General features: G+C 44.4%; 23 protein-coding genes and 1 riboswitch. Of the genes, 2 read left to right on the forward strand and 21 right to left on the reverse strand.

Annotated elements, in window-relative coordinates:
• Positions 1-335 precede the first annotated feature (335 nt).
• Positions 336-2078, reverse strand: coding sequence for an adenine deaminase C-terminal domain-containing protein (locus tag ACTJJD_RS16420; protein WP_007496880.1), 1743 nt, complete (start codon positions 2076-2078; stop codon positions 336-338).
• Positions 2079-2203: 125 nt separating this feature from the next.
• Here ACTJJD_RS16420 and ACTJJD_RS16425 point away from each other — a divergent pair, with 125 nt between their 5' ends.
• Entirely contained in the window at positions 2204-2425 is a 222-nt protein-coding gene (locus ACTJJD_RS16425; RefSeq protein ID WP_008344274.1) for a YgaP family membrane protein, read from the forward strand.
• 25 nt (positions 2426-2450) lie between these two features.
• Here the strand turns inward: ACTJJD_RS16425 and ACTJJD_RS16430 are convergent, their stop codons facing one another.
• The 4 genes from ACTJJD_RS16430 to ACTJJD_RS16445 are packed head-to-tail and all read right to left on the reverse strand — an operon-like array spanning position 2451 to position 6435.
• Positions 2451-3716, reverse strand: coding sequence for a peptidase (locus ACTJJD_RS16430; RefSeq protein ID WP_440608654.1), 1266 nt, complete (start codon positions 3714-3716; stop codon positions 2451-2453).
• Positions 3717-3730: 14 nt separating this feature from the next.
• Complete coding sequence (locus ACTJJD_RS16435) at positions 3731-4396, reverse strand: 3-oxoacid CoA-transferase subunit B (protein ID WP_440608655.1); 666 nt, start codon at positions 4394-4396, stop codon at positions 3731-3733.
• Positions 4372-5058, reverse strand: a complete 687-nt coding sequence (locus ACTJJD_RS16440; RefSeq protein ID WP_440608656.1) for a CoA transferase subunit A — start codon at positions 5056-5058, stop codon at positions 4372-4374. The genes ACTJJD_RS16435 and ACTJJD_RS16440 overlap by 25 nt, the downstream gene beginning before the upstream one ends.
• Before the next feature lie 12 nt (positions 5059-5070).
• Positions 5071-6435, reverse strand: coding sequence for an aspartate aminotransferase family protein (locus ACTJJD_RS16445; RefSeq protein WP_243824958.1), 1365 nt, complete (start codon positions 6433-6435; stop codon positions 5071-5073).
• Positions 6436-6626: 191 nt separating this feature from the next.
• Between ACTJJD_RS16445 and ACTJJD_RS16450 the strand changes: the two genes are divergently transcribed.
• Complete coding sequence (locus ACTJJD_RS16450; protein ID WP_046526923.1) at positions 6627-8285, forward strand: PucR family transcriptional regulator; 1659 nt, start codon at positions 6627-6629, stop codon at positions 8283-8285.
• On the opposite strand, the gene ablB is transcribed toward ACTJJD_RS16450, so the two are convergent.
• From ablB to ACTJJD_RS16530, 16 genes are all read right to left on the reverse strand, one after another.
• On the reverse strand, positions 8280-9125 hold the full coding sequence (gene ablB, locus ACTJJD_RS16455) for a putative beta-lysine N-acetyltransferase (RefSeq protein WP_440608657.1): 846 nt from the start codon (positions 9123-9125) through the stop codon (positions 8280-8282). The genes ACTJJD_RS16450 and ablB overlap by 6 nt on opposite strands.
• Before the next feature lie 15 nt (positions 9126-9140).
• Complete coding sequence (locus ACTJJD_RS16460) at positions 9141-9335, reverse strand: hypothetical protein (protein ID WP_046526925.1); 195 nt, start codon at positions 9333-9335, stop codon at positions 9141-9143.
• A 121-nt stretch (positions 9336-9456) separates the two neighbouring features.
• The gene (gene purD, locus ACTJJD_RS16465; RefSeq protein WP_019743755.1) at positions 9457-10731 is read right to left on the reverse strand and encodes a phosphoribosylamine--glycine ligase; all 1275 of its coding nucleotides are present in this window, start codon (positions 10729-10731) and stop codon (positions 9457-9459) included.
• Between the two features lie 12 nt (positions 10732-10743).
• Complete coding sequence (purH, locus tag ACTJJD_RS16470; RefSeq protein ID WP_008344287.1) at positions 10744-12282, reverse strand: bifunctional phosphoribosylaminoimidazolecarboxamide formyltransferase/IMP cyclohydrolase; 1539 nt, start codon at positions 12280-12282, stop codon at positions 10744-10746.
• A 15-nt stretch (positions 12283-12297) separates the two neighbouring features.
• Entirely contained in the window at positions 12298-12867 is a 570-nt protein-coding gene (gene purN, locus ACTJJD_RS16475; protein ID WP_251211088.1) for a phosphoribosylglycinamide formyltransferase, read from the reverse strand.
• Complete coding sequence (gene purM / locus ACTJJD_RS16480; protein ID WP_017366751.1) at positions 12864-13904, reverse strand: phosphoribosylformylglycinamidine cyclo-ligase; 1041 nt, start codon at positions 13902-13904, stop codon at positions 12864-12866. The genes purN and purM overlap by 4 nt, the downstream gene beginning before the upstream one ends.
• Positions 13905-14000: 96 nt before the next feature.
• Positions 14001-15431: an amidophosphoribosyltransferase gene (purF, locus tag ACTJJD_RS16485; RefSeq protein ID WP_138278177.1), complete on the reverse strand. Its 1431-nt coding sequence runs from the start codon at positions 15429-15431 to the stop codon at positions 14001-14003.
• The gene (gene purL, locus ACTJJD_RS16490) at positions 15407-17638 is read right to left on the reverse strand and encodes a phosphoribosylformylglycinamidine synthase subunit PurL (RefSeq protein ID WP_440608658.1); all 2232 of its coding nucleotides are present in this window, start codon (positions 17636-17638) and stop codon (positions 15407-15409) included. The genes purF and purL overlap by 25 nt, the downstream gene beginning before the upstream one ends.
• Positions 17622-18305, reverse strand: coding sequence for a phosphoribosylformylglycinamidine synthase subunit PurQ (gene purQ / locus ACTJJD_RS16495; protein WP_017359821.1), 684 nt, complete (start codon positions 18303-18305; stop codon positions 17622-17624). Before purQ ends, purL begins: the two co-directional genes overlap by 17 nt.
• Entirely contained in the window at positions 18302-18556 is a 255-nt protein-coding gene (gene purS, locus ACTJJD_RS16500) for a phosphoribosylformylglycinamidine synthase subunit PurS (protein WP_003214349.1), read from the reverse strand. Before purS ends, purQ begins: the two co-directional genes overlap by 4 nt.
• Positions 18549-19271: a phosphoribosylaminoimidazolesuccinocarboxamide synthase gene (gene purC, locus ACTJJD_RS16505; RefSeq protein ID WP_007496901.1), complete on the reverse strand. Its 723-nt coding sequence runs from the start codon at positions 19269-19271 to the stop codon at positions 18549-18551. Before purC ends, purS begins: the two co-directional genes overlap by 8 nt.
• A gap of 72 nt (positions 19272-19343) precedes the next feature.
• Positions 19344-20639: an adenylosuccinate lyase gene (purB, locus tag ACTJJD_RS16510; RefSeq protein WP_035703533.1), complete on the reverse strand. Its 1296-nt coding sequence runs from the start codon at positions 20637-20639 to the stop codon at positions 19344-19346.
• Complete coding sequence (gene purK / locus ACTJJD_RS16515) at positions 20636-21778, reverse strand: 5-(carboxyamino)imidazole ribonucleotide synthase (RefSeq protein ID WP_035391450.1); 1143 nt, start codon at positions 21776-21778, stop codon at positions 20636-20638. The genes purB and purK overlap by 4 nt, the downstream gene beginning before the upstream one ends.
• Positions 21771-22259: a 5-(carboxyamino)imidazole ribonucleotide mutase gene (gene purE / locus ACTJJD_RS16520; RefSeq protein ID WP_017359824.1), complete on the reverse strand. Its 489-nt coding sequence runs from the start codon at positions 22257-22259 to the stop codon at positions 21771-21773. Before purE ends, purK begins: the two co-directional genes overlap by 8 nt.
• Positions 22260-22428: 169 nt before the next feature.
• A riboswitch (purine riboswitch) is annotated at positions 22429-22530 on the reverse strand.
• A gap of 79 nt (positions 22531-22609) precedes the next feature.
• A complete protein-coding gene (locus tag ACTJJD_RS16525) occupies positions 22610-22810 on the reverse strand; it encodes an NETI motif-containing protein (protein WP_008344299.1) in 201 nt (66 codons plus the stop codon).
• On the reverse strand, positions 22807-23361 hold the full coding sequence (locus ACTJJD_RS16530; RefSeq protein WP_008344300.1) for a DUF2179 domain-containing protein: 555 nt from the start codon (positions 23359-23361) through the stop codon (positions 22807-22809). The genes ACTJJD_RS16525 and ACTJJD_RS16530 overlap by 4 nt, the downstream gene beginning before the upstream one ends.
• Positions 23362-23421: the final 60 nt, after the last annotated feature.

The raw sequence follows: 23421 nt of genomic DNA on the forward strand, positions 1-23421 counted from the left end.
AGTTTTGTCATATTCCTTGTGCGACAATCTGACAAACTTGTTTGCCTCCGATATCTAGAACACTTCTGCTCTGTTAAGTCTTTCCCTAAAAAACAGTATGTGTAGAAAGCTTGGCGAGACGACAAACCTGCGCCCCGCCTTGCTTAATTATTCAAAATATGTTGGTCGGCCAGCGTAACCGACAGATTCATTTTACAATTGGGCACTTCATTCGTCATGTCAAAGCCCTATGCTTTGTCACCATATCTAGCAGCGAAGAGATCCATTGCTCACTCCTGCCCTATAACAGCGGTCAGAAATCTAGCAAATATGATACAGCTCCACTCTGTTATATTTTAACGCATTATAGACGGAAAGAGTACAGTTTTTTTCATGACATCAAATATTCCTCTTGGTGTCACTCGAATATACGGCAAGTGTGTGCTTTGGAAAAAGACAAGTGTATCAATTGGGCAGTCAAATGGATACCCGCGCTCAATGAGTAGCTCGCGTAACGTTTGCTCCTGCTGAAGAACCGTTTCAAACGATTCAGCTGATGCACAGCCTGATAATTGCAACGGGATTTCATGCAAAATCTTTCCGTTTTCTGCGAGCACAATTCCCCCGCCAATTTCTTTCATTCGCTTATGAGCAAGCATCATATCATCTTTATTTTTCCCAATCACTAAAATGTCACCAGTGGTTGAAAATGAGCTGACAAATCCTTGCACCTTGTTTGCAAATCCTTTTAACATTGTGTTCACGCGCCACTCGCCTTTTCGATCAATCAGACTGAAGAAGCTTTGATCATGGTCACAGGACAGCTGGTTGACAGAGTTATCAATCTCCACTGTATAAGGCTCCATAATAACAGCATTTCGCATTTTGACACCAAGCGGCATTGAGAATTGCAAGTCACTCATTGTCAGGTCATAGCTTAAATCTAATGGTTCAAGCCCGCCATTTTCCCATTTTGTCTCTTGGAATTGATGCTGGTTCTCCCCCTCTAATTTAAGGATTACCCCTTTAGAAATCACCGTTTCTGGATTTGGATTCATCGGATCATCTAAAATATTCAAAGAAGCCAATCGGCCAGGACCGACCACCCCTAATAAGTCATCAATTTGATAGTATTTCGCAATGTTAAAAGTCGCCATATTGTACGCATCAATAGTAGGCACGCCTTCTTCAAGGGCAATGGAAATGAGACGATTGATCATGCCTTCTTCATAAAAGTGAGGCGCTGATCCATCTGTTGTATAGAAAAAGTGATCGTAGTGCCTAAAGTCACGCTCATGCAACTCTCTTAAAATGTTCACTAAATCTGGGCGGATGGAAGAATGACGCAAGGACACATGATAGCCAAGAGACAAGCGTTTGAGCACATCGTCTGCGTTCATTGCTTCATGATCACTGTCCGCTCCAAACAGCTTCATTTTTGTTAGCGTTTTCTCAGAAGCCCCAGGGAAATGCCCTTCAATTCGTTTTCTCTGCTTCTTCGTTTCTTGCATGCAATATAAAATGAGATCATCACCGTCCATTAATCTTGGCCAGCTCGTTAATTCGCCGCCTTGAAGGACGTCGGGATGATCAATCCATTCTTTCCGATAGTTAATAGGAAGCATCTCATCTTCATACCTGACCTCGGTTTGAAGATCGTATCTGGACCACCAGAAATACTGAAATGGCTGCTTTTTTAATTCACATAGAGTAGAAAGCGCTTTCTTTTCATTGCTTTGCAAAAGAAGAAATAAGTTATCGCTGACCATTGTTGTTGTGCCAAATTGAGACACATATTCTGCAAGTGATTGGGGATTATAAATATGGAACGGATGCGCGTGAGGTTCAATATACCCCGGCACAATGTATTTACCTTCACAATCAATCACACGTTTAGCTGATTTATTTTGAGGAAGCTCTGCTCCGACATAAACAATTCGATCATCATGTATCCAAATATTTGCCTTCACCCATTGCTTCAAAAACGGGTTTAGCACGAGTCCATTCGTTAAAAGGAGTGTTGGAACTATTTTTGAGTCGACTACATCGATTTGTGTGCGGATGTCATTGTTTCTCCAATTAAAAGTACGTTCGGACATTCACATACTCTCCTTCATTTGTATTAGCCCTATCGTAACATAACGAACCACGTTACGCATTAATGAAACGTTACAATTTCTTGAAATCACACTTAAAATAATTTAAAAAAGGAGAATCACTTGCAATGAAACCTAATCTTGGCTTAATGGAAGCGCTCATGAGAATTGCCTGCGGAATGACGATATGTACTGTAGCTGGATCCTTATATGCTCGAAAACCATGGAGTAAAATGCTGCTTTTTGGCATCATGCTCGGCGGATTAAAATTGGGCTCTGGTATTCTTCGTTTTTGTCCAGTGACCTATATGTGTGAACAGCAGAATACACATAAAGAGAAGGCTGAGTAGACAGCCTTCTTTTTTTGTATGTGAATCATTCCGCTGCTTCGCACCATTTGACCAACGTACCAGCAATGATTTCTGCTGCTTCAATCACATGTTTGATCTCAATGGATTCATTCGGGAAATGGGCAAGCTCTGTCGTTCCAGGTCCAAACACAATGATTGGGATATCCGCTGCTTGTGACAGTAATCCGCCGTCTGTCCCCCAAGGGGCGGCTTCCACCTTTGGCGGGTGCTGCATGACCTCTTCGTATTGTTCCTTCAATAGACCTAAAAGCGGGTGATCAGAGTCGATTGACCCTGGAAGCCATCTTGCACCAAACCACTCCACCTCCACAGGATGTTCTTGAAACCAATCATCCTTTTCAGCGAGTCCAGTCATCCAATTTTCTAATTCCTTCTCTGCCTGCTCAACTGTCTCACCTGGCATCACACCAAGCCTGCCTTCCATTGTGACAAGATCTGCGACAGAGGACGGCCAATCACCGCCTTGAATTTTCCCAATGTTGATTGGAATTGGAATCGGGATATGCTGAAACAGAGGCTCCGTCACTCGCTGATTTCTTTCTTTTTCTAGTGCCGCTATATGAGAAAGGACCACCGTGCTCTTTTCAATAGCAGAAACACCGTGATACCTTGTTCCGCCATGAGCTGCCCTTCCTTTAATATGCAGCCTGAACCACTTTGATCCTTGCTGAATCGGAAAAATGTTCATATGACTTGGCTCCGGAATGATGGCAGCATCCGCTGTGTACCCTTTCAATATTGCTGCAAGTGTGCCTGCCCCGCCGCTTTCCTCTTCGACAACACTATGAAACACCACATCTCCTTTCAGGGGAATCTGAAGCGCATGCAGTGCCTCAAGCGCAAAGAGTAAAGAAACGTTTCCACCTTTCATATCTGTTGCCCCGCGTCCATAAAGTCTCCCGTTTATGATATGCCCGCTGTAAGGCGGATATGTCCATTGATTCTTATCTCCTGCCGGGACCACATCTACATGCCCGTTTAATAAAATCGATTTGCCACCACCTTTCCCTTTCAATCGTCCAGCAACGTTGGGACTCCCTTGAAAAGATCGGCGCGGGGAATAAAAATAAGGATGCTCTAGTAATTCATCGCCGCCAATTTCCCAAACGTCTACATCAAAGCCAATGGCGGACAGTTTATTGGCCACGATCTGCTGCACATCTTCTTCATTTCCTTGGGTGCTGTCACATTGCACCATTTGCTGAAGAAGCGTAATGGCTTCATCCTGATGCTCTTTCATCCAGTTTCTGATACGTGTTATTGGCTGCAAGTCGTTCATCCTTTCTACACAACAGATTTGACATCAGGCGCTAAAATTAATGGCGCTTCAGTCGCCCTTATGACATCTTCCGGCTGAAATGGCGGCATGACTTCACGTAAAATGAGCAGCTGAGACTTGACCTCAATGACCGCCATATCCGTAATAATCAAATCGACACACGCTTTAGCGGTTAACGGCAATGTACAAGCCGATTTCACTTTAGATCGACCGTGTTTATCAAGATGGCTCATCACCACCACCACTTTTTTCGCTTTTTGCGCCAGCTCAATCGCTCCGCCCATACCCGGTACTCTTTTCCCCGGTACAATCCAATTGGCAAGATCCCCTTGGCTGCTTACTTCAAGTGCACCCAAAATCGTCATATCCAGCATGCCTTTTCGGATGATGCCAAAAGCAGTCGTACTGTCCATGTACGAGCCGCCCTTTGTCAACGTAATGGGAAAACCACCGGCATTGCACAAATTCGGATCTTCTTTCCCTTGCAGAGGCGAGGCTCCTGCCCCCATAATGCCGTTTTCTGCATGCAGCCACACCTCGTAATGTGATGGAATGTAATCTGCCGCTAGGGTCGGAATGCCGATCCCAAGATTCACAATCATGCCATTTTCAATTTCTTGTGCTGCTCTTTTGGCAATGCGGTGTCTTAAATCGATGTCTCCCATGCCCATGTCCAGTTCACTCCTTTTGATTGCACGATTTGATTCACAAATACGCCTGGCGTCACGATTTCCTCTGGATCGAGCTGCCCTGCTGCCACAATTTCTTCTGCCTCCGCTATGGTCCAGTCTCCTGCCATCGCCACAATCGGGTTTGTATTCCGTGCGCTTTTATCAAAAATCAGGTTTCCCACTTCATCTGCTTTGTAGGCATTGACGATGGCAATATCCGCTGTAAGCGCAGGCTCTAACATATAATTCTTCCCATTCAGTTGAACCAATTGTTTCTCATCGAGATTCAGGCTATCCATCCCAACATCTGTCACAATGCCCGTCAGCCCCATTCCGCCTGCTCTGATTTTTTCTGCAAGAATGCCCTGCGGATAAAAATGAACGTCTAATGTACCAGCCTGCATTTTCTGTCCTGCAATGGGATTTGAGCCGATATGGGAGGCGATGATTTTTTTCACTCTTCCTTCTGTGATGAGCCTGCCCACACCAATTTGCGGGAAACCTGCATCATTTCCGATCAATGTCAGATCTTGAATATTTGCTTCCAAAATGGCATCAATCAACGATGGTGGTGAACCCACGCCGCCAAATCCGCCAAACATGATGGTCATGCCATCTTTTAATCGCGTCATCACTTCATCCAAACCCACAGTTTTGTTCATGTTCGTTCCTCCTTACATAGCAGATGGGAAAAACCCTCGATTGATCACTTCTTGTTCGACTTGTGTGATGGTCTGCCCGAATAAATCAATGAGTTCATCCATTTCCTGCTGTGTGATGGAAAGCGGCGGTGCGATCATAACCGCTGCGCCTCCAACCCCGTCCTCTCCAGCGCTTGCTGGATACACCAGCAGTCCATTTTGTTTTGCCGTTTCAACGACGAGATTGGTTATCTGAGCATGTGCAGGAAATGGCGTTTTGGATAAACGATCTGCGACAAACTCAATGCCAATAAGCAATCCCTTCCCTCTCACATCTCCTATGATGGAATGATTTACTTGCAGATCTTTTAAAGCATTCATAAGATATCGCCCAGAAAGGTCAGCCCGGTCGGGAAGCTGATGTTTTTTCATATATCGAATGACAGCTAATGAAACAGCTGCTGAAAGCGGATTGGCACTATATGTGTGCCCTGCCATGACAGAGCCGGAGCCGCTGATAATCGGTGCCATCACACGATCCGTTGAGACAACTGCTGCGATTGGAGAATAACCTGCGCTCATGCCCTTTCCGAGAACCATGATATCTGGTACCGTGCCCCAGTGTTCCATCGCAAACATTTTCCCAGTTCGTCCAAAGCCCGTCATGACTTCATCTGCGATCATTAAAATGTCGTTTTCTTCACAGACACGCTTCATCGCTTCGAAATATCCGTCTGGCGGCAGGAGCGCCGCTCCCGCTGCGCCAACAATCGGTTCAGCAATCAATGCGGCGATCCTCTCTTTTCCTATACGCTGGATGACGGTCTTAAATTCCTGAACATACCACTCGACCTGCTTGCTGTCTTCCTTTGGCAGCCATGACCGGTAGCTATAGGGCGGTGACAGCACTGGGTGCTTTTCAAGCAGTGGTTCAAAGCGCTCCCTCCTTGCAATATGACCTGACATTGACAGCGCCCCTAATGTAATGCCGTGGTAACTCATCCATCTTGAGATGATATGATTTTTTTCCGTCTTCCCCTGCTCCTGCCAATGCTGAATCGCCATTTTCATAGCAGTCTCCGTTGCCTCTGAACCGCTCCCTACAAAAAAAGACCAGTTCAGATCACCTGGGCAAATTGTACTCAATTCATAAGCTAGTTCTTCCGCTGGTTCATTCGTAAATTGTGACCTGTACGTAAAGCTCACCTTTTTCGCTTGCTCCGTCATCGCATCAATAATCTCTTGTATGCCATGTCCAATACTTGCCGTGACTGCCCCTGATGAGCCATCTATATATTTTTTTCCGTCCCGATCATATAAATAAATCCCCTCTCCTCTCACAGCCACAGGATATTGCTGATTTAACATCGGTTTGATTAAGTAATCCCGGGTCTCCACTTTGTCATTCCTCCCTCTCTTGTCAGCAGCTGCACTTTTCTTTTTACATGAATCGCAAGAAAATTTTGTATACTTGGTATAAGATTAGCTTAATCAAGAGGGCAGTCATCCTCCATTCGCCATATGCCCGAATTTCACATGTGTTTTTTATACATGGTGTATAAGAGTGTTCAAAAGGAGGTCATGAGTCTATGGCGATTCTCGTCAAAGATGCACTCTCGCTCGATATGATGAAAGAAACCAAACTGCTTGCTGGAGAAAATGGACTGGATCGTCTTATCCAGTGGGTGACCATTGTGGAAATTATTGAGGACACGTCTAGACTTTCCGAAGGAGAATTACTTGTTACAACTGGATTTGGGCTGACAGAAAATAAAGAAAGACGCATCCGGCTTGAAAAATTAATTCAATCTCATCGTCTTTCAGCCATTGCCATTTATAAAGGCGTGTACTTAACGGAAATTCCCGCATCACTCATTGAAGCCGCCGAAAATAGCGGTATTCCACTCATTGAGATTCCGCCCCATGTCAATTTTTCAGACATCACAAAAGCCGTTCTAGAACAAATCGTCAGCAGTCAGCTCCATCAGCTCAAATATTCTTCTGCGATTCATCAAAGACTGACCCATTTAAATGTGAGCAATAAAAATGTCACGCAAATTACAGATGAACTGGCACATCTCACAGCGGCAAATATCGTCGTACTGGATGTGTTTTTGCACCAAACAGCAGCTCATCTCGAAACAGACGAAGTGACCTATTCTCCTGCTTTTGGCTTTCTAACAGATGACGAACCGATTGAAACCTCTTCTCTACTCAAGCAGGCAGAGGAAAAAGGCCGGCTCGTCTATGACACATATGGTGCGTTTGTTCTAGCTGCATGCCCTGTGATTGCAATGGGGGATATTTTTGGGTTCATTGTGGCGTTAAAGAAAAAAGAGACGTGGCACCATCTCGATGCCATCGCCATTGAGCATGCCGGTGCGGTGTATGCGATTGAATGGTTGAAACAAAAAGCCATTCAAGATACAGAAAACCAAATGCAGGGGCATTTATTGGATGATATGCTGCAACAGCAATACACAGAAGAAAGTTATGTCATCGAACAAGCAAGAAAGCTGCAATATGATATGAGCGAAGAACAAGTCGTCATCTACTTTCAATTTCAGCATCAGCACACACAGCTCGATCATCAAATGGTGCAGCGCCTATCCCAATTGCTCACATCCATTTTTGAACGCAGACAAATTCCTTTTTTATTAAAAGCAAGGCTTGATTCCATTTTCGTTCTGACACCCGCAGGAAAAAACACGTATCAAGAAACAAATTGGTATCGCGCATCAGAAGAATGCCGCAGTACTTGGTCTTATTTTTTCCCCGTCCATCCCATTGTGATTGGCATTGGAAGAGCCTACGACCAGATCAGTCTCTTTGCTAAAAGTGCAAAAGAAGCCCAGTATGCAGCAAGGCTTCTTCCTCTTTTGAAAACAGATGACAGCATCATTCATTATCAGAAGCTCGGTCTATATGGGATGCTGCTTGAAATGAACGAAGCCGGAATGAATTTGCATGACTTTTATGTGGAGCTGTTAAGCCCGCTGCTTTATACAAAAAAACAAGGGGCTGACCTCATTCATACACTCGAAGTGTATTTGGCACACAATGAAAATATTCAAAAGTCAGCGGGGGAATTGTTTATTCACCGACATACGTTAAGCTACCGGTTGAAACAAATTGAAACGAGAACAGGCTGCAGCCTCAAATCCACTGATGATCGGATGAAGCTGCAGCTCAGTATCATGGCGTACCGCCTATCTGGTCTGCTTGATCAGATGAGAACCATTTCATGATTCATTTGGCGTTTTGACCCATAGATTCATATCTTCAATTTTGTCAAAAATATAGCAATTGTTTTGAAAGCGTCCGGTGTATGTATACCCGAGCTGATAAAATACTTGATTCATTCCATAGGACAGTGCACGGGCGAGAGAATAAAAGACATAAATGTGCATGGATTGAAGCTCTTGTTCGAGGGCTAGAATCAAATGATGCATGAATCCTAGTTTTCTGTATGTGGGAAGGGTTGCACAATCTGTTAATTCTGCATGACCATACGGTACATTGATTTCAGCAGAAGCGGCACTTACAAGTTGACCGTCATGTTCAACGGCATAAAAAACCGTCCCTTCCTCCATTACCTTTCGGATGTAATCTGGCTCATTCATTGGTGTGGGGTACGTTTCAAAGACCGTATCATAGAGCGCTGCCAGCTTGTGCACATCCTCTGGACCGGCTTTCCTCATCACATACTCATCCTGCCACACGCCTTGATTTTTTTTAATCGGCTTTTCTTGAATAGACGTAACGATTTCATCTTCCTTCAGCCAAAACGGGCTGTTCATTCGATCTTCGGTCAGAAAGAGCGACATGCCGTATGCATCACTTCCGAGGAAATAATGAGAAAACACCCCTTCAAGCCGAAAGCCTTTTTCTAAAAAAAGCGGCATATGCTCACGCCTTACTTTTACAATGACCTTAGACACCTTGCAGTCCCCCGCTTCCTGAAGCACGGACTGAATCACATCCTGCACCCTGCCGCTATAGTCATCCAAACGAATTCGCTCATTGAATGGATCCATACAGATCAAAGCAGAAAAACGCTCGTTTGCAAGTTTCTTCAATTGCACCATACACTCATTCCCCTCTTAGCTAATGAAAAACTTCCAAATTAAAAATGAAGAAATAGCAACGCCAGAAAAAATGGATAGGATCATATAACTAATGGCAAAGCCTTTTTTCAATTTATTCTGCTTAATGGCAGTCACCATGATGTTATTTATAGTTATGAGATATAAAACAAGCATGACGTTTGCAAAGATGATAAATGCTTTGATTTCCATGTTGCCTCCCTAAATCTATTCGTGATCCCATACTACTTCTTCATCATCTGCCCGCATCCCTCCTATGAACAGAAGAAGAAAAAAACACCTTTCCATCTCGTCAGATAGAAAGGTGTTTTGATTAAACGTTTTTCCCCGCAGCCTTCAGCGCACGGGCGCCAATGTCACGGCGATAAAATAAACCTGGCTGAATGATTTCTTCAACCGCTTCATACACTCTTGATCTTGCCGCTTCAAATGTGTCGTCAAATGCGGTCACATTTGCTACACGGCCGCCATTTGTGACGAATTGATCGTTTTCCTTTTTTGTTCCTGCGTGGAAGGTGACGACATCAGAGACCGTTGTTTGCAAAGCACCGATTGGCGTGCCTTTTGCATAGTCTTCCGGGTATCCTTCTGATGCAAGAACCACACTGACAGCGGCTGTGTCTTTCCACTGCAAGTCCACATCTTTTCCATCTAGAATATCTAGGAAGACTTGGACTAGATCTGATTCAAGGCGAGGGAGCACTACTTGCGTTTCAGGGTCGCCAAAGCGTGCATTGAACTCAATGACTTTTGAGCCTTCTGGTGTTAGCATTAAGCCCGCATATAAAATGCCTGTAAACGAACGCTCTTCCTGCACCATCGCGCGAGCTGCTGGTTTGACGACGTCTTCCACCGCTTTTTGTACCACTTCATCAGAAATTTGCGGAACCGGTGAATAAGCGCCCATCCCGCCGGTGTTTGGTCCTTTGTCATCTTCAAATGCCCGTTTATGATCCTGTGCGATCACCATCGGATACACTTTTTCTCCATTGACAAAGGCCATCAGAGAAAACTCTTCACCCGTTAAAAATTCTTCAATGACAACCGATGCACTCGCATCGCCAAACTTTTCATCCTCTAAAAAGTCATGTAGGCAGTTGATTGCCTCTTCAAGCGTCATTGCAACTGTCACGCCTTTTCCTGCGGCAAGCCCATCTGCTTTAATGACAATTGGGGCACCCTTTTCTTCCACATATGCCTTCGCTTCTTCAAATGATGTAAAAGTGGCGTAAGCGGCTGTCGGGATATCATAATTTTTCATTAAGTCTTTTGCAAATTCTTTTGAGCCTTCAATGACTGCGGCTTTTGCATTCGGTCCAAATACCTTTAGACCTGCTTCTTCAAATGCATCGACGACACCTGCAATTAAAGGAACCTCTGGACCGACAATTGTTAAACCGATGTTATTGTCTTTTGCAAAACGAATTAACGCCTCATGATCTCCCTCGTCGATCGGTACAAGCTTTGCTGCGTCTGTCATTCCATCATTGCCGGGTGCGACAAATACTTGGCTGACAAGTTCGCTTTGATTCACTTTCCATGCGATGGTATGCTCTCTTCCGCCTCTGCCGATAATTAATACGTTCACACTGTCATCCCCTTAATGTTTGAAATGTCTAACGCCAGTGAAGACCATGGCGATGCCGTATTCATCTGCTTTTTGGATTGATTCTTCATCACGAATGGAACCACCTGGCTGGATGATCGCTGTGACGCCTGCCTTTGCAGCAGCTTCCACTGTATCGCCCATTGGGAAAAATGCATCAGAACCTAGTGCACTGCCTTTTGCCTTTTCACCTGCTTGCTCAATCGCAATGTTAGCCGAGCCAACACGGTTCATTTGACCAGCACCAATACCTGCTGTCATTTGATCCTTCGCTAGAACGATGGCATTTGATTTCACATGCTTGACGACTTTCCAAGCGAGCTTTAAGTCTTTCCATTCGTCTTCAGTCGGTTCTCTTTTCGTTGGAATAGAGATCGTTGCTTCCTCTAAGCCGTATGTGTCGATATCCTGAACGAGCAATCCACCATGAACACTTGTGAGCTGCTTTTCTTTTTTCCCAAGATCTGCTTCTACATCTAATGTTAGTAGACGAAGGTTCTTTTTCGCTGTTAACACGTCAAGTGCTTCTTGGCTAAACGATGGAGCGATGACGATTTCTAAGAAAATCGTATGGAGCACCTCAGCCGTTTGCTTGTCTACTTCACGATTAAGCGCCACAATGCCGCCGAAAATAGATGTTTCATCTGCTTTAAATGCACGATCAAATGCTTCTGCAATCGTTTCCCCTGTCCCAACACCACATGGGTTCATATGCTTTACAGCCACAGCCGCAGGCTCCGTAAATTCACGTACAATTTGAAGAGCTGCATCTGCATCTTTGATGTTGTTATAGGAAAGTTCTTTTCCATGTAATTGCGTTGCAGTAGCTAAAGAGCCTTTGCTTGGAAGTGCATTTTCATAGAACGTCGCCGCTTGGTGCGGGTTTTCTCCATAACGAAGAGATTGTTTTTTCTCAAATGTGACTGTGAACTGTTCTGGCTCTGTTTCGCCAACAAAGTTCGTTAAGTAATCCGCAATCAGGGCATCGTAAGCAGCTGTATGACGGAATACTTTTGCTGCAAGCTCACGTTTTTTCTCTAGTGAGACGCCGCCTTCTTTGATTTGTTGAACGACAGAATCATAATCACGCGGGTCTACAATCACAGTGACGTCCTGATGGTTTTTAGAAGCAGCACGAAGCATACCCGGTCCGCCAATATCAATGTTTTCAATCGCTTCTTCATACGTGACATCGTCTTTGGAAATGGTCTCTTTGAATGGATATAGATTCACAACGACAAGATCAATCGGCTGAATGCCGTGCTTTTCGATCTGTGCCATATGCTCATCGTTTTCTCTCACTGCTAACAGTCCACCGTGAATGTTCGGATGAAGCGTTTTGAGACGTCCGTCCATGATTTCTGGGAAGCCAGTCACTTCAGAAATACCAATGACATCAATGCCGTTCTCTTGAAGAAGTTTGTGTGTACCACCAGTTGAAATCACTTCAACGCCAAGTTCTGTTAGTTCTTTCACAAAAGGTACAAGATTTGTTTTATCGGAAACACTGATTAATGCGCGTTTGATCGTCATGCCTTTGTCACCTCATTAAGATAATTCTAAAAGTGATTTGATCACTTTTGGATATAGTGTGTGTTCTAATTCATGCATTCTTCTTTCAATGGATTCAAGGTCTTCCCCTTGTTCAATATGAATGGCTGCTTGATCAATAATCGGGCCGGTATCCATGCCTTCGTCGACATAATGAACCGTAATGCCTGCCACTTTGACTCCTGCTTGATAGGCTTGTCCAATCGCATCGAGTCCAGGAAATGCTGGCAGTAAAGAAGGGTGGATATTCACGATTTTCCCTCTGAATGCGTCAAGTAATGTCGGACCGATCAGTCGCATATACCCAGCGAGGAAAATCCATTCCACTTCATGCAGCTTCAGCTGTTCAATGATGGTTTGCTCAAAAACGGCTTTACTCGGGAAAGCCTTCGGCGTAAAAGAAAAGGACGGAATGCCCTCTTTCTCTGCCCGCTCCAGCACCTTCGCACCCGGTTTATCACAGATCACAATGGCGGCTTTTGCCGGCCACTGTTCTTCTTTTAACGTATCAATAATGGCTTGAAAATTTGTCCCGCTTCCAGAGGCGAAGATCGCAAACTTTTTCATGAGAGGCTTCCACCACCGAAAGTGACGCCTTCTCCTTTTTGAACTCGTCCGATAAGAAAGGCTTTCTCTCCGTCTTGTTCAAGTCCGCTGATCACATCGACGAGATCATCCTCTTTGACGGCTAGGACAAAGCCGATGCCCATATTAAATACATTGAACATCTCTTCTGCTTTCAATTGCCCTTTTTCTTGAATAAAGGAGAAAATAGGCGGGACCGGCCATGAGCCGTTATCAATCTCAACACCAAGTCCTTCAGGCAGCATACGTGGTAAGTTCTCAATAAAGCCACCGCCTGTCACATGTGCCATACCGTCAACCTTGCCAGCTTTCACTTGTTTAAGAACAGGCTTGACATAAATCTTCGTCGGTTCAAGCAGCTCTTCTCCAAGAGGTCTTGTAAAAGGTTCATACGTTTGGTGAAGGTCTAGACCTGCGTCTTCCAGCAATACTTTTCGTACAAGAGAATAGCCATTGCTATGAATTCCGCTAGAGCTGAGTCCAATCAGCAAATGACCTTCCTTGATGTTCTCTCCTGTGACGATTTCATCCTTTTCAACGACACCTACAGAAAATCCAGCAATATCATATTCCTCTTCTGTGTAAAGACCCGGCATTTCTGCTGTCTCTCCGCCGACAAGCGCTGAACCAGACTGCTCGCATCCGTCAGCTACACCTTTGACGATGGATTCAATTTTCAAAGGATCTGCTTTTCCAACTGCTAAGTAATCTAAGAAAAAGAGCGGCTCTGCCCCTTGTGCAAGTACATCGTTCACACACATAGCAACAGCATCTACACCGATCGTATCGTGTTGATCCATTAAAAATGCCAGCTTTAATTTCGTACCAACACCATCTGTTCCTGAGACAAGTACGGGCTTTTTATATGGCAGTTCAGATAAATCAAACATCCCACCAAATCCGCCTAGAGCACCCATGACACCTGCTCTTTTTGTACGTTCTACGTGTGTTTTCATTCGTTTGACGGCTTCGTATCCTGCTTCGATGTCGACACCGGCGTTTTTATATGCTTCTGACATCCCATTCACTCCTTTTATCTGCTTGTCTTCCATGTATTTTCGGCAGAATGAAAGAGCAGCATATCAAATCACGTTGACTGCTGCTCCATTATTCGATTATTTCGTCAGGACTGTTTCCTTCACATGAGGAAGGACAGTATCTTCATAAATTTCGGTCGGGTATTTTCCAGTAAAGCATGCTAAACACTGACCGCGCTGCGGATCATCATAATTTCTGCCAATCCCGTCCATTAAACCGTCTACAGATAAAAATGCAATGGTGTCTGCACCGATTTCCTGTCTAATTTCTTCCACTGAATGAGATGACGCAATCAGCTCTTCGTGTGTAGACGTATCAATTCCATAAAAACACGGATGAGCGATTGGCGGTGAACTAATGCGTACATGCACTTCCGTCGCACCTGCTTCTCTTAGCATCGTCACAATCCGGCGGCTTGTTGTTCCTCGTACGATGGAATCATCCACCATGACGACACGTTTGCCTTCGACCACCCCACGCACAGCAGACAGCTTCATTCGCACGCCCTGCTCACGCAATGCTTGAGACGGCTGAATAAATGTCCGGCCGACATAACGGTTTTTAATTAAACCTAGCTCATATGGAATACCTGTTGCTTCGGCATAGCCAATCGCTGCAGAAATACTGGAGTCTGGCACACCTGTCACGACATCTGCTTCGACATGAGCTTCTTCTGCAAGCTTCTTGCCAAGATTCTTTCTCGCACTATGCACGTTGATGCCATTGATATTGCTGTCAGGTCTTGAGAAATAAATGTATTCCATGCTGCACATGCTGCGGTTAATGTTCATCGAGAAGCGCTCAGATTTTAAGCCTTCATCATTAATGATCAGCATTTCGCCAGGCTCCACATCACGTAAATAGGTAGCACCAACGACATCAAAGGCACATGTTTCAGAAGCGACAACATAAGCATCCCCAAGCATACCAAGTGAAAGTGGGCGTAATCCGTTCGGATCAAGCGCTACGATCATTTCTGTTTCCGTCATAATTAAGAAAGCATAAGCTCCTTTTAGCATGGACAGAGCATTTTTGATTTGATCCTTCAAATCCATATATCCGCTACGCTTAATTAAGTGAGCGAGCACTTCGGTATCAGAAGACGTTTGAAAAATACTTCCTTGGTTCTCTAGCTGCTGTTTTAATTGCGTTGCATTGACCAAGTTTCCATTATGAGCAAGGGCAAGGCTGCCATTGTTTTGTGAGCGGAAGAAGAGGGGTTGCACATTCTCAAAGCCGCCTCCGCCTGCTGTCGCATACCGAACGTGTCCGATCGCACCTTTTCCCTTTAAATCCTTAAGCTCACCATTTTGGAACACTTCCGTAATCAGTCCAAGGCCTTTGTGTGACGTCAGGTTTTCACCGTCTGTTGCAATAATTCCTGCACCTTCTTGTCCTCGGTGCTGAAGGCTATGCAATCCGTAATAGGTGATTTGCGGGGCTTCTTCGTGTCCCCAAACCCCAAAGACGCCACATTCTTCGTTTAAGCCTCTGATTTCAGCAAGCATGGGATCGCTCCTTTCCATGCGCGTTCAAGCTCGTTGACTGCCGCATGAATCCATTGTTGTCCTTCTTGATTTTTGACAGTGAATACACCATCATTTGTGACCGTTCCAACTTCTTTTGCATCTTGCACAGCCGCAGCAAATGCTTCGCGGTTTTCTGGTTTCACTGTGACGACAAAACGTGACTGTGATTCACTAAATAGTGATGCAGCGCTGTTTAGATCGATCTGGATATCAGCGCCAAGACCATCTGTTCCAAATGTACTTTCAGCTAGAGCTACACCAAGACCGCCTTCAGACACATCATGTGCTGACTGAACAAGTCCGTTTTGAATTGCTGCTAATAGGGCTTCTTGACGCGCCAGTTCTACATCCAAATCAATTTCTGGTGCTTTTCCGTAGATACGGCCTTCTGCCATTTTTTGAAGCTCACTGCCTGCGAATTCTTCCTTCGTTTCACCAATGACGAAAATCACATCGCCTGCCTGCTGGAACGATTGAGTCGTAATATGAGCTGTATCTTCAATCAAACCAACCATGCCAATAACTGGCGTTGGGTAAATGGCTGTTCCATTTGACTCGTTATATAAAGAGACGTTACCGCCGATGACCGGTGTGCTTAATGTACGGCAAGCTTCGCTAATGCCGTCAGCAGACTTTTCAATCTGCCAGAAGATTTCTGGTTTCTCCGGGTTACCGAAGTTCAAGTTATCTGTTACTGCAAGCGGACGAGCGCCTGAGCAGACAATGTTACGTGCGGCTTCTGCAACGGCGATCTTCCCGCCAACCTCTGGATCAAGATAGAGATAACGTGCGTTACAATCTGTTGTCATCGCAAGAGCTTTTTTCGTCCCACGGATTCTGAGCACGCCCGCATCAGAGCCAGGTGCAACGACTGTGTTTGTACGAACCATATAGTCGTATTGATCGTAAACCCATTCTTTACTCGCAATCGTTGGCTGTTTTAACAGCTGTTTCAATGTATCTGCTGCATCTGTGATCGCTGGAGCTTCCACTTTTGTTTCTAAAAACTCACGATAGTATGCAGGCTCACTTGACGGCTTGTGATAAACCGGTGCTTCTTCTGCAAGTGCATCAACTGGAAGCTCACACACTACTTCTCCTTGATGGAGTAAACGAAGCATTTTATCATCTGTCACATGACCGACTGAGACTGCTTCAAGATCGTATTTTTCAAAAATATCAATGATTTCTTGCTCACGGCCTTTTTCAATGACCAACAGCATTCTCTCTTGGGATTCAGACAGCATCATTTCATACGCTGACATGCCTGTTTCACGCTGAGGGATCAGGTCTAGGTTCATTTCGATACCTGAACCGGCTTTACTTGCCATCTCTGCACTTGAGCTAGTTAAGCCAGCCGCTCCCATATCTTGAATGCCCACAAGCGCATCATTTTTGATGACTTCAAGACATGCTTCAAGCAAAAGCTTTTCCATGAACGGATCGCCGACTTGAACCGCTGAACGTTTTTCTTCTGATTCATCAGAAAATTCTTCAGACGCAAATGTTGCACCGTGAATCCCGTCACGTCCCGTTTTAGCACCAACGTACATGACCGTATTGCCAACACCTTTTGCCTGCCCTTTCTTGATGTCTTCATGGTTGATTAACCCTACACACATCGCGTTAACGAGCGGATTGCCTTCATAACTTTGATCAAAATGAACTTCTCCGCCGACTGTTGGAATACCGATACAGTTTCCATAGCCTGCAATCCCTGCCACTACTTCTTCAAACAAGTACTTCACGCGCGGTGAAGTCAGTTCACCAAAACGAAGAGAGTTTAATACCGCAATTGGACGAGCACCCATGGAGAATACATCACGGATGATTCCGCCGACACCTGTTGCCGCTCCTTGATACGGTTCAATTGCAGATGGATGGTTATGTGATTCGATTTTAAATACAACCGCTTGGTTGTCTCCAATATCAACGATTCCAGCGCCTTCCCCAGGACCTTGAAGAACATGCTCTCCTTTTGTCGGGAATTTGCTTAAAACAGGCTTTGAGTTTTTATAACTGCAATGCTCTGACCACATGACAGAAAAGATACCCGTTTCTGTGTAGTTTGGCAGCCTGCCAATAATGGATTCGATTAAAGCGAATTCTTCATCACTCAATCCCATTTGCTGATACAATTTCTCTTCTTTAATTTGCTTGTGACTTGGTTCAAGCAGTAGTGACATGAGTGTCCCTCCAATTTTTCACGATAGATTGAAACAATTTAAGTCCGTCTGCGCTGCCTAGTAATGAGTCAACCGCGCGCTCAGGGTGCGGCATCATGCCGAGTACATTGCCCTGTTCATTCGTTACACCTGCAATTCGATTGACACTGCCGTTAATATCGTCACCGTAAGTGAAAGCGATTTGGCCTTGTTCAATCAGCTTCGCTAACGTGTCTTCGTCACAGTAGAAGTTGCCTTCTCCGTGTGCTACAGGAATCGTAATCGATTCACCTTTTTGATAACCGCTTGTAAATTGCGTTTCGTTGTTCTCTACAATGAGTTCAACTGGACGACAGATAAATTTTAGATCTTTATTTCGTCTCATTGCGCCTGGCAGAATGCCAAGCTCTTGAAGAATTTGGAACCCGTTACAAACACCAAGAACAGGTTTTCCTTCCGCAGCTGCTTTTTTCACAGCCGGCATGATGTTAGAAAAACGAGCAATCGCACCGCATCTTAAGTAATCCCCATAAGAGAAACCGCCTGGTACGAGTACACCGTCAAAACCATCAAGACTCGTTTCGTCGTGCCATACATATTCAACTTGTTCACCTAACTCATCTTGAATCGCATGGTACATATCGATATCACAGTTAGAGCCAGGCAAGACGATCACTGCAAACTTCACTGTGCGACAACCTCCTCCACCTCATAGCGGTAATCTTCAATCACCGTGTTGGCAAGCAATTTTTCACACATTTCTTTGACCACTGTGTCTAAGTCACGATCTGATTTCTCAATGACTAGCTCCATATATTTCCCGATACGGACATCCTTTACTTCCTGATAAGACATACTGTGCAAAGCGTGCTGCACGGCACTTCCTTGTGGATCAAGAACGCTCTCTTTTAAGCTGACAAAAATTTTCACTTTATACATGTTTATGGCCTCCAAGTCTTTTGAAAATTTCTTCGTATGCATTTGTTAAGCCGCCCAGGTTTCGTCTGAACACGTCTTTATCAAGCTTTTCGTTTGTGTCTTTGTCCCAAAGCCTGCACGTATCAGGTGAAATCTCATCAGCTAGCAAAATACGATTCTCGTGATCTATTCCGAATTCAAGCTTGAAATCAATTAAATTCACATGGCAATCTGAAAAGATTTGCTTCAATTCTTCATTCACTTGTCTTGTGATCTGTTTCATTTCCTCGACCTGCTCAGGTGTCGCTGCATGTAAAATGCGAATATGATCTTCTGTAATGAGCGGATCGCCAAGTGCATCATCTTTGTAGTAAAACTCGATCAAAGGTGTGTCCAGTTTCGTTCCCTCTGGAATCCCAAGACGTTTTGACATACTGCCTGCCACCACGTTTCGCACAACGACTTCAAGCGGTACGATGTCTACCTTTTGAATGAGCTGTTCTGTTTCAGATAGGCGTTTCACAAAGTGATTGTTGATTCCTTTCTCATGTAGCATTTGAAAAATCAAGCTGGAAATTTCGTTATTCAGTCTGCCTTTGCCTTCAATTTCCGCTTTCTTTTCACCGTTAAATGCTGTAGCTGAGTCTTTATATTCAACATATAAAATATGCTCGTCATCGGTCTGATAGATTCTTTTCGCTTTGCCTTCGTAGAGAAGTTCTTGTTTCACAGTCATTCAGATTGGCCTCCTAATTTGAATGTTGGCAATTTTCAGGATTAGGCGCCTGACTAGCAGGCGGCCCATTTCTTACGCAAGACCTAGACGTTCGAAAATCATATCGACATTTTTCAAGTGATAGTTGTAATCGAAGCAGTCAGCGATTTGTTCAGGTGTTAAGCGTGAAGTGATTTTCTCTTCTGCTTCTACTAATGAACGGAATGGTACTTGTTTTTCCCAAGCTTCCATCGCCTTTGGCTGAACTGTGTCATATGCTTCTTCACGTGCCATACCTGTATCAATTAATGCAAGAAGAACACGCTGTGAGTAAATTAAGCCAAGTGTGCGGTCCATGTTGCGTTTCATATTCTCAGGGAACACCGTCAAGTTCTTCACAATATTAGAGAAACGGTTCAGCATATAGTTCAGTGCAATCGTTGCATCTGGTAAAATGATGCGTTCAGCAGATGAATGAGAAATATCACGTTCATGCCAAAGCGGTACATTTTCATAAGCAGTCAGCATATAACCACGGATGACGCGGGCAATTCCCGTCATATTTTCAGAACCGATTGGGTTTCGTTTATGCGGCATCGCTGATGATCCCTTTTGTCCTTTTGCAAAGAATTCTTCTACTTCACGCGTTTCACTCTTTTGAAGACCACGAATTTCAACAGCAAATTTCTCAATGCTTGTTGCAACTAAAGCAAGGGTTGCCATGTAATCTGCATGACGGTCACGCTGCAAGGTTTGGGTTGAAATTGGTGCAGCTTTGATGCCAAGTTTCTCACATACATATTGCTCAACAAACGGGTCAATGTTCGCATATGTGCCAACAGCACCAGAGATTTTGCCGTATTCGATGCCGGCTTTTGCTTGTTTAAAACGTTCTAAGTTACGCTTCATTTCCTCGTACCAAAGACCAAGCTTTAGGCCAAATGTTGTCGGTTCAGCGTGTACACCGTGCGTACGACCCATCATGACGGTATATTTGTGCTCTTTTGCTTTTTCTTTTAGTATGTCAACAAATCTCTCAATGTCCTTGAGCAAAATATCGTTCGCCTGTTTTAATAGATATGAAAGCGCCGTATCCACTACGTCTGTAGATGTTAACCCGTAATGAACCCACTTTCTTTCTTCTCCTAGAGATTCAGATACAGCACGCGTAAAGGCAACCACGTCGTGGCGCGTGTCTTGTTCAATCTCCAAAATACGTCCAATATCAAAGCTTGCATTCTTGCGCATAGTCACAACGTCTTCTTTCGGAATGATGCCAAGTTCTGCCCAAGCTTCACAAGCGAGAATTTCTACTTCAAGCCATGCATTAAATTTGTTTTCCTCTGTCCAGATTGCTGACATTTCTGGTCGTGCGTAACGTTCGATCATTTCCCGTTTCCTCCATCTCTTTCAGTCCATATCTTTGTGATGTTTGCCATCCATTCATCATCAAGCTGTTTCATAAATGTCATATGACCCATTTTGCGGCCGGCTTTTACTTCATGTTTGCCATATAGATAAAGCTTCGCTTCCTTTAAAAGCTCAGGATGTTCTTTTGGGATGTCCACTTCATCGCCCAGCAAATTCACCATCATGCCCTCTGATAAAAGAGCTGTTCCGCCAAGCGGCAAACCGCATATGGCGCGAATGTGCTGTTCAAACTGACTCGTCTCACATAAATCCAATGTGTAATGTCCAGAGTTATGCGGGCGCGGTGCCAGTTCATTGACGAGCAGCTTCCCTTCATTTGTCAGGAACAGTTCAACAGCAAGCGTACCGACCAGCCCTAGCTTTTCAGCAAGCGTTGTTGCCAGTTCTTTTGCTTTCTCCTGAATGCTGCCATCTACCCGTGCAGGCACGATGCTTTGGAATAAAATATTGTGCTTATGAATGTTCTCAGCGACTGGGAATGTCGCAATTTCCCCATGAACAGACCGCGTCACAATCACAGACAGTTCCATTTGGAAAGGAACCCAGCTTTCTAAAATACATGTCCCATGAGTGAGAAGTGCAGCCGCTTCATGAAGCTGATCCTTCTCTTTGATCACGTACTGTCCTTTACCGTCGTAACCGCCTCTGCATGTTTTCAGCACAGCTGGCAAACCAAGCGCATTTACTGCGTCTTCCAGCTCCTTCTCATCATGAACGATGCGATAAGGGGCGACTTCACAGCCTGCATCTACAATCCCTTTTTTCTCCGTTTCACGGTTTTGGGTTAAAAGAAGGAGTTCGCTTCCTTGCGGTAAATACGCCTCTTCCTTCAGTTGATTGAGTGCATCATAATCAATGTTTTCAAATTCATATGTGACCACATCACTGATGTCCGCCAGCTGCCTTATTGCTTCAAGGTCACTGTATGCGGCTGTAATTTCTGTATCAGCAACCTGTCCGCAAGGAGAAAGTGTGACTGGGTCAAGAACTGCTGCACGGTAGCCCATTTGCTTTGCACTGACGGCCATGTATCTGCCAAGCTGTCCGCCGCCGATGATACCAATGGTTGCGTTTGGAAAAATGGTCTGCTTAGCCAAGCTGATCACTGCTTTCTAATACAGTTTGTTTTGTTTGCTCTCTTCTTTCTTCAAGGCGTGCTGCAACGGCTTCATCGAATGCTGAAATCATTTGTGCGGCTAGAAGCCCTGCATTTGTTGCACCGGCTTTGCCGATTGCCACTGTAGCAACAGGTACACCGCCTGGCATTTGAACGATGGATAATAAGGAATCCAGTCCGTTTAATGCTTTTGATTGTACGGGCACACCAATGACCGGCAGTGTCGTTTTTGCTGCGACCATCCCCGGTAAATGTGCTGCGCCTCCAGCACCGGCAATAATGACCTTGAGTCCTTTACCTCTTGCTTCAGTCGCATATTCAAACATCAAATCAGGTGTCCGATGTGCGGATACAACCTGTTTTTCATACGGAATGTTCAATTCCTCTAAGATATCGCACGCATGTTTCATTGTTTCCCAATCAGATGTACTTCCCATGATGACACCTACAAGCGGCTTCATTTTGTCCCCACCTTTAAGCTATTATTCGATTTTGTATCGTTTGACACGCTTCCCAAACCTAAGTAGCTTGTCAAACGCCGAACAAAAAGACCCGGTTTGTATTGCATTGTTAGGAAGCAACACAAACCGGGCCATGGTAAGCGCTGTTCGCTTTTAAAACGCCATGTCAGTTTTGTTCACTATCCTGCATAGTCCAGTCATTTACGGTAACTGGGTAGAAACTTATGGGCCATATTCCCAAGATTATATGAGGCTCGTGTTTTGATTTCATGTTTATCTTAACAACGGATGTTCATGATGTCAACGGATTTATCGAACAATCTATGAAGTCGTCGTTTTAATGTTCGGATTTAGAGTATTTTTCCCTCAAATACGATTTTTTTCCCAATCGGAATGATCTGAATCGACCCATTTTCCTTCTTTTCCTGAAAGATCGGTTCCTCCATTCGTCGGACAGGTGAGTAGCCTTCCTCCGCCATCTGGGACAACACTTGATCAATCGTCATGTTGTCTTCCACGTAGAATTTCTTTTTCTTTGGTTTTGCGGTCATTCTTTAATTCTCCTTTTCTTCACAGCCTTCACCCAGAAGCCGCCATGAATCGTTTTGGGCTCATACGAAATGATAAACGCCTTTGAATCAAGCGTTTTAATCGTTTCATATAATTGCAGTTCATATTTTCTCGGTGTTAAAATTTGCATCGCTGACCGGTCTCCTTCAAGACCTCCTACTACCCAGTTGGTGACGCCATATCCTTTTTCTCTCAATTGTTTTGGGAGATCTAGATCGATTTCTTTTGTAATCACGTTCACAGTAATGTAGCCAAGTGCCAGCTTCTCTTCAATTTTCATCCCGACAATGATTCCAATTCCATAACCTAGCGCATACGCAATGACATTTTGTACTTGATCTAAGTTATCTAACACGATACTCAAACCAATGACATAAATCAGCATCTCGACAGTACCAGCAAAAGCGGCTGCATACCTTCTGCCTTTCATTGTTAAAATTAAACGCATAGTGGAAAAAGAGACATAAACAATGTTAATCACTAAAATAATCAAAACCATGGTGAACGCATTGGATAAAAGTTGTTGAAGCACGATTCGAACCCCCTGCACTAAAAATCAAATAAAGCACCCCATATTCTACTAGAGAACAAA

This window comes from Bacillus sp. 22446, from assembly GCF_052044955.1.
GTDB lineage: Bacteria > Bacillota > Bacilli > Bacillales > Bacillaceae > Bacillus > Bacillus altitudinis.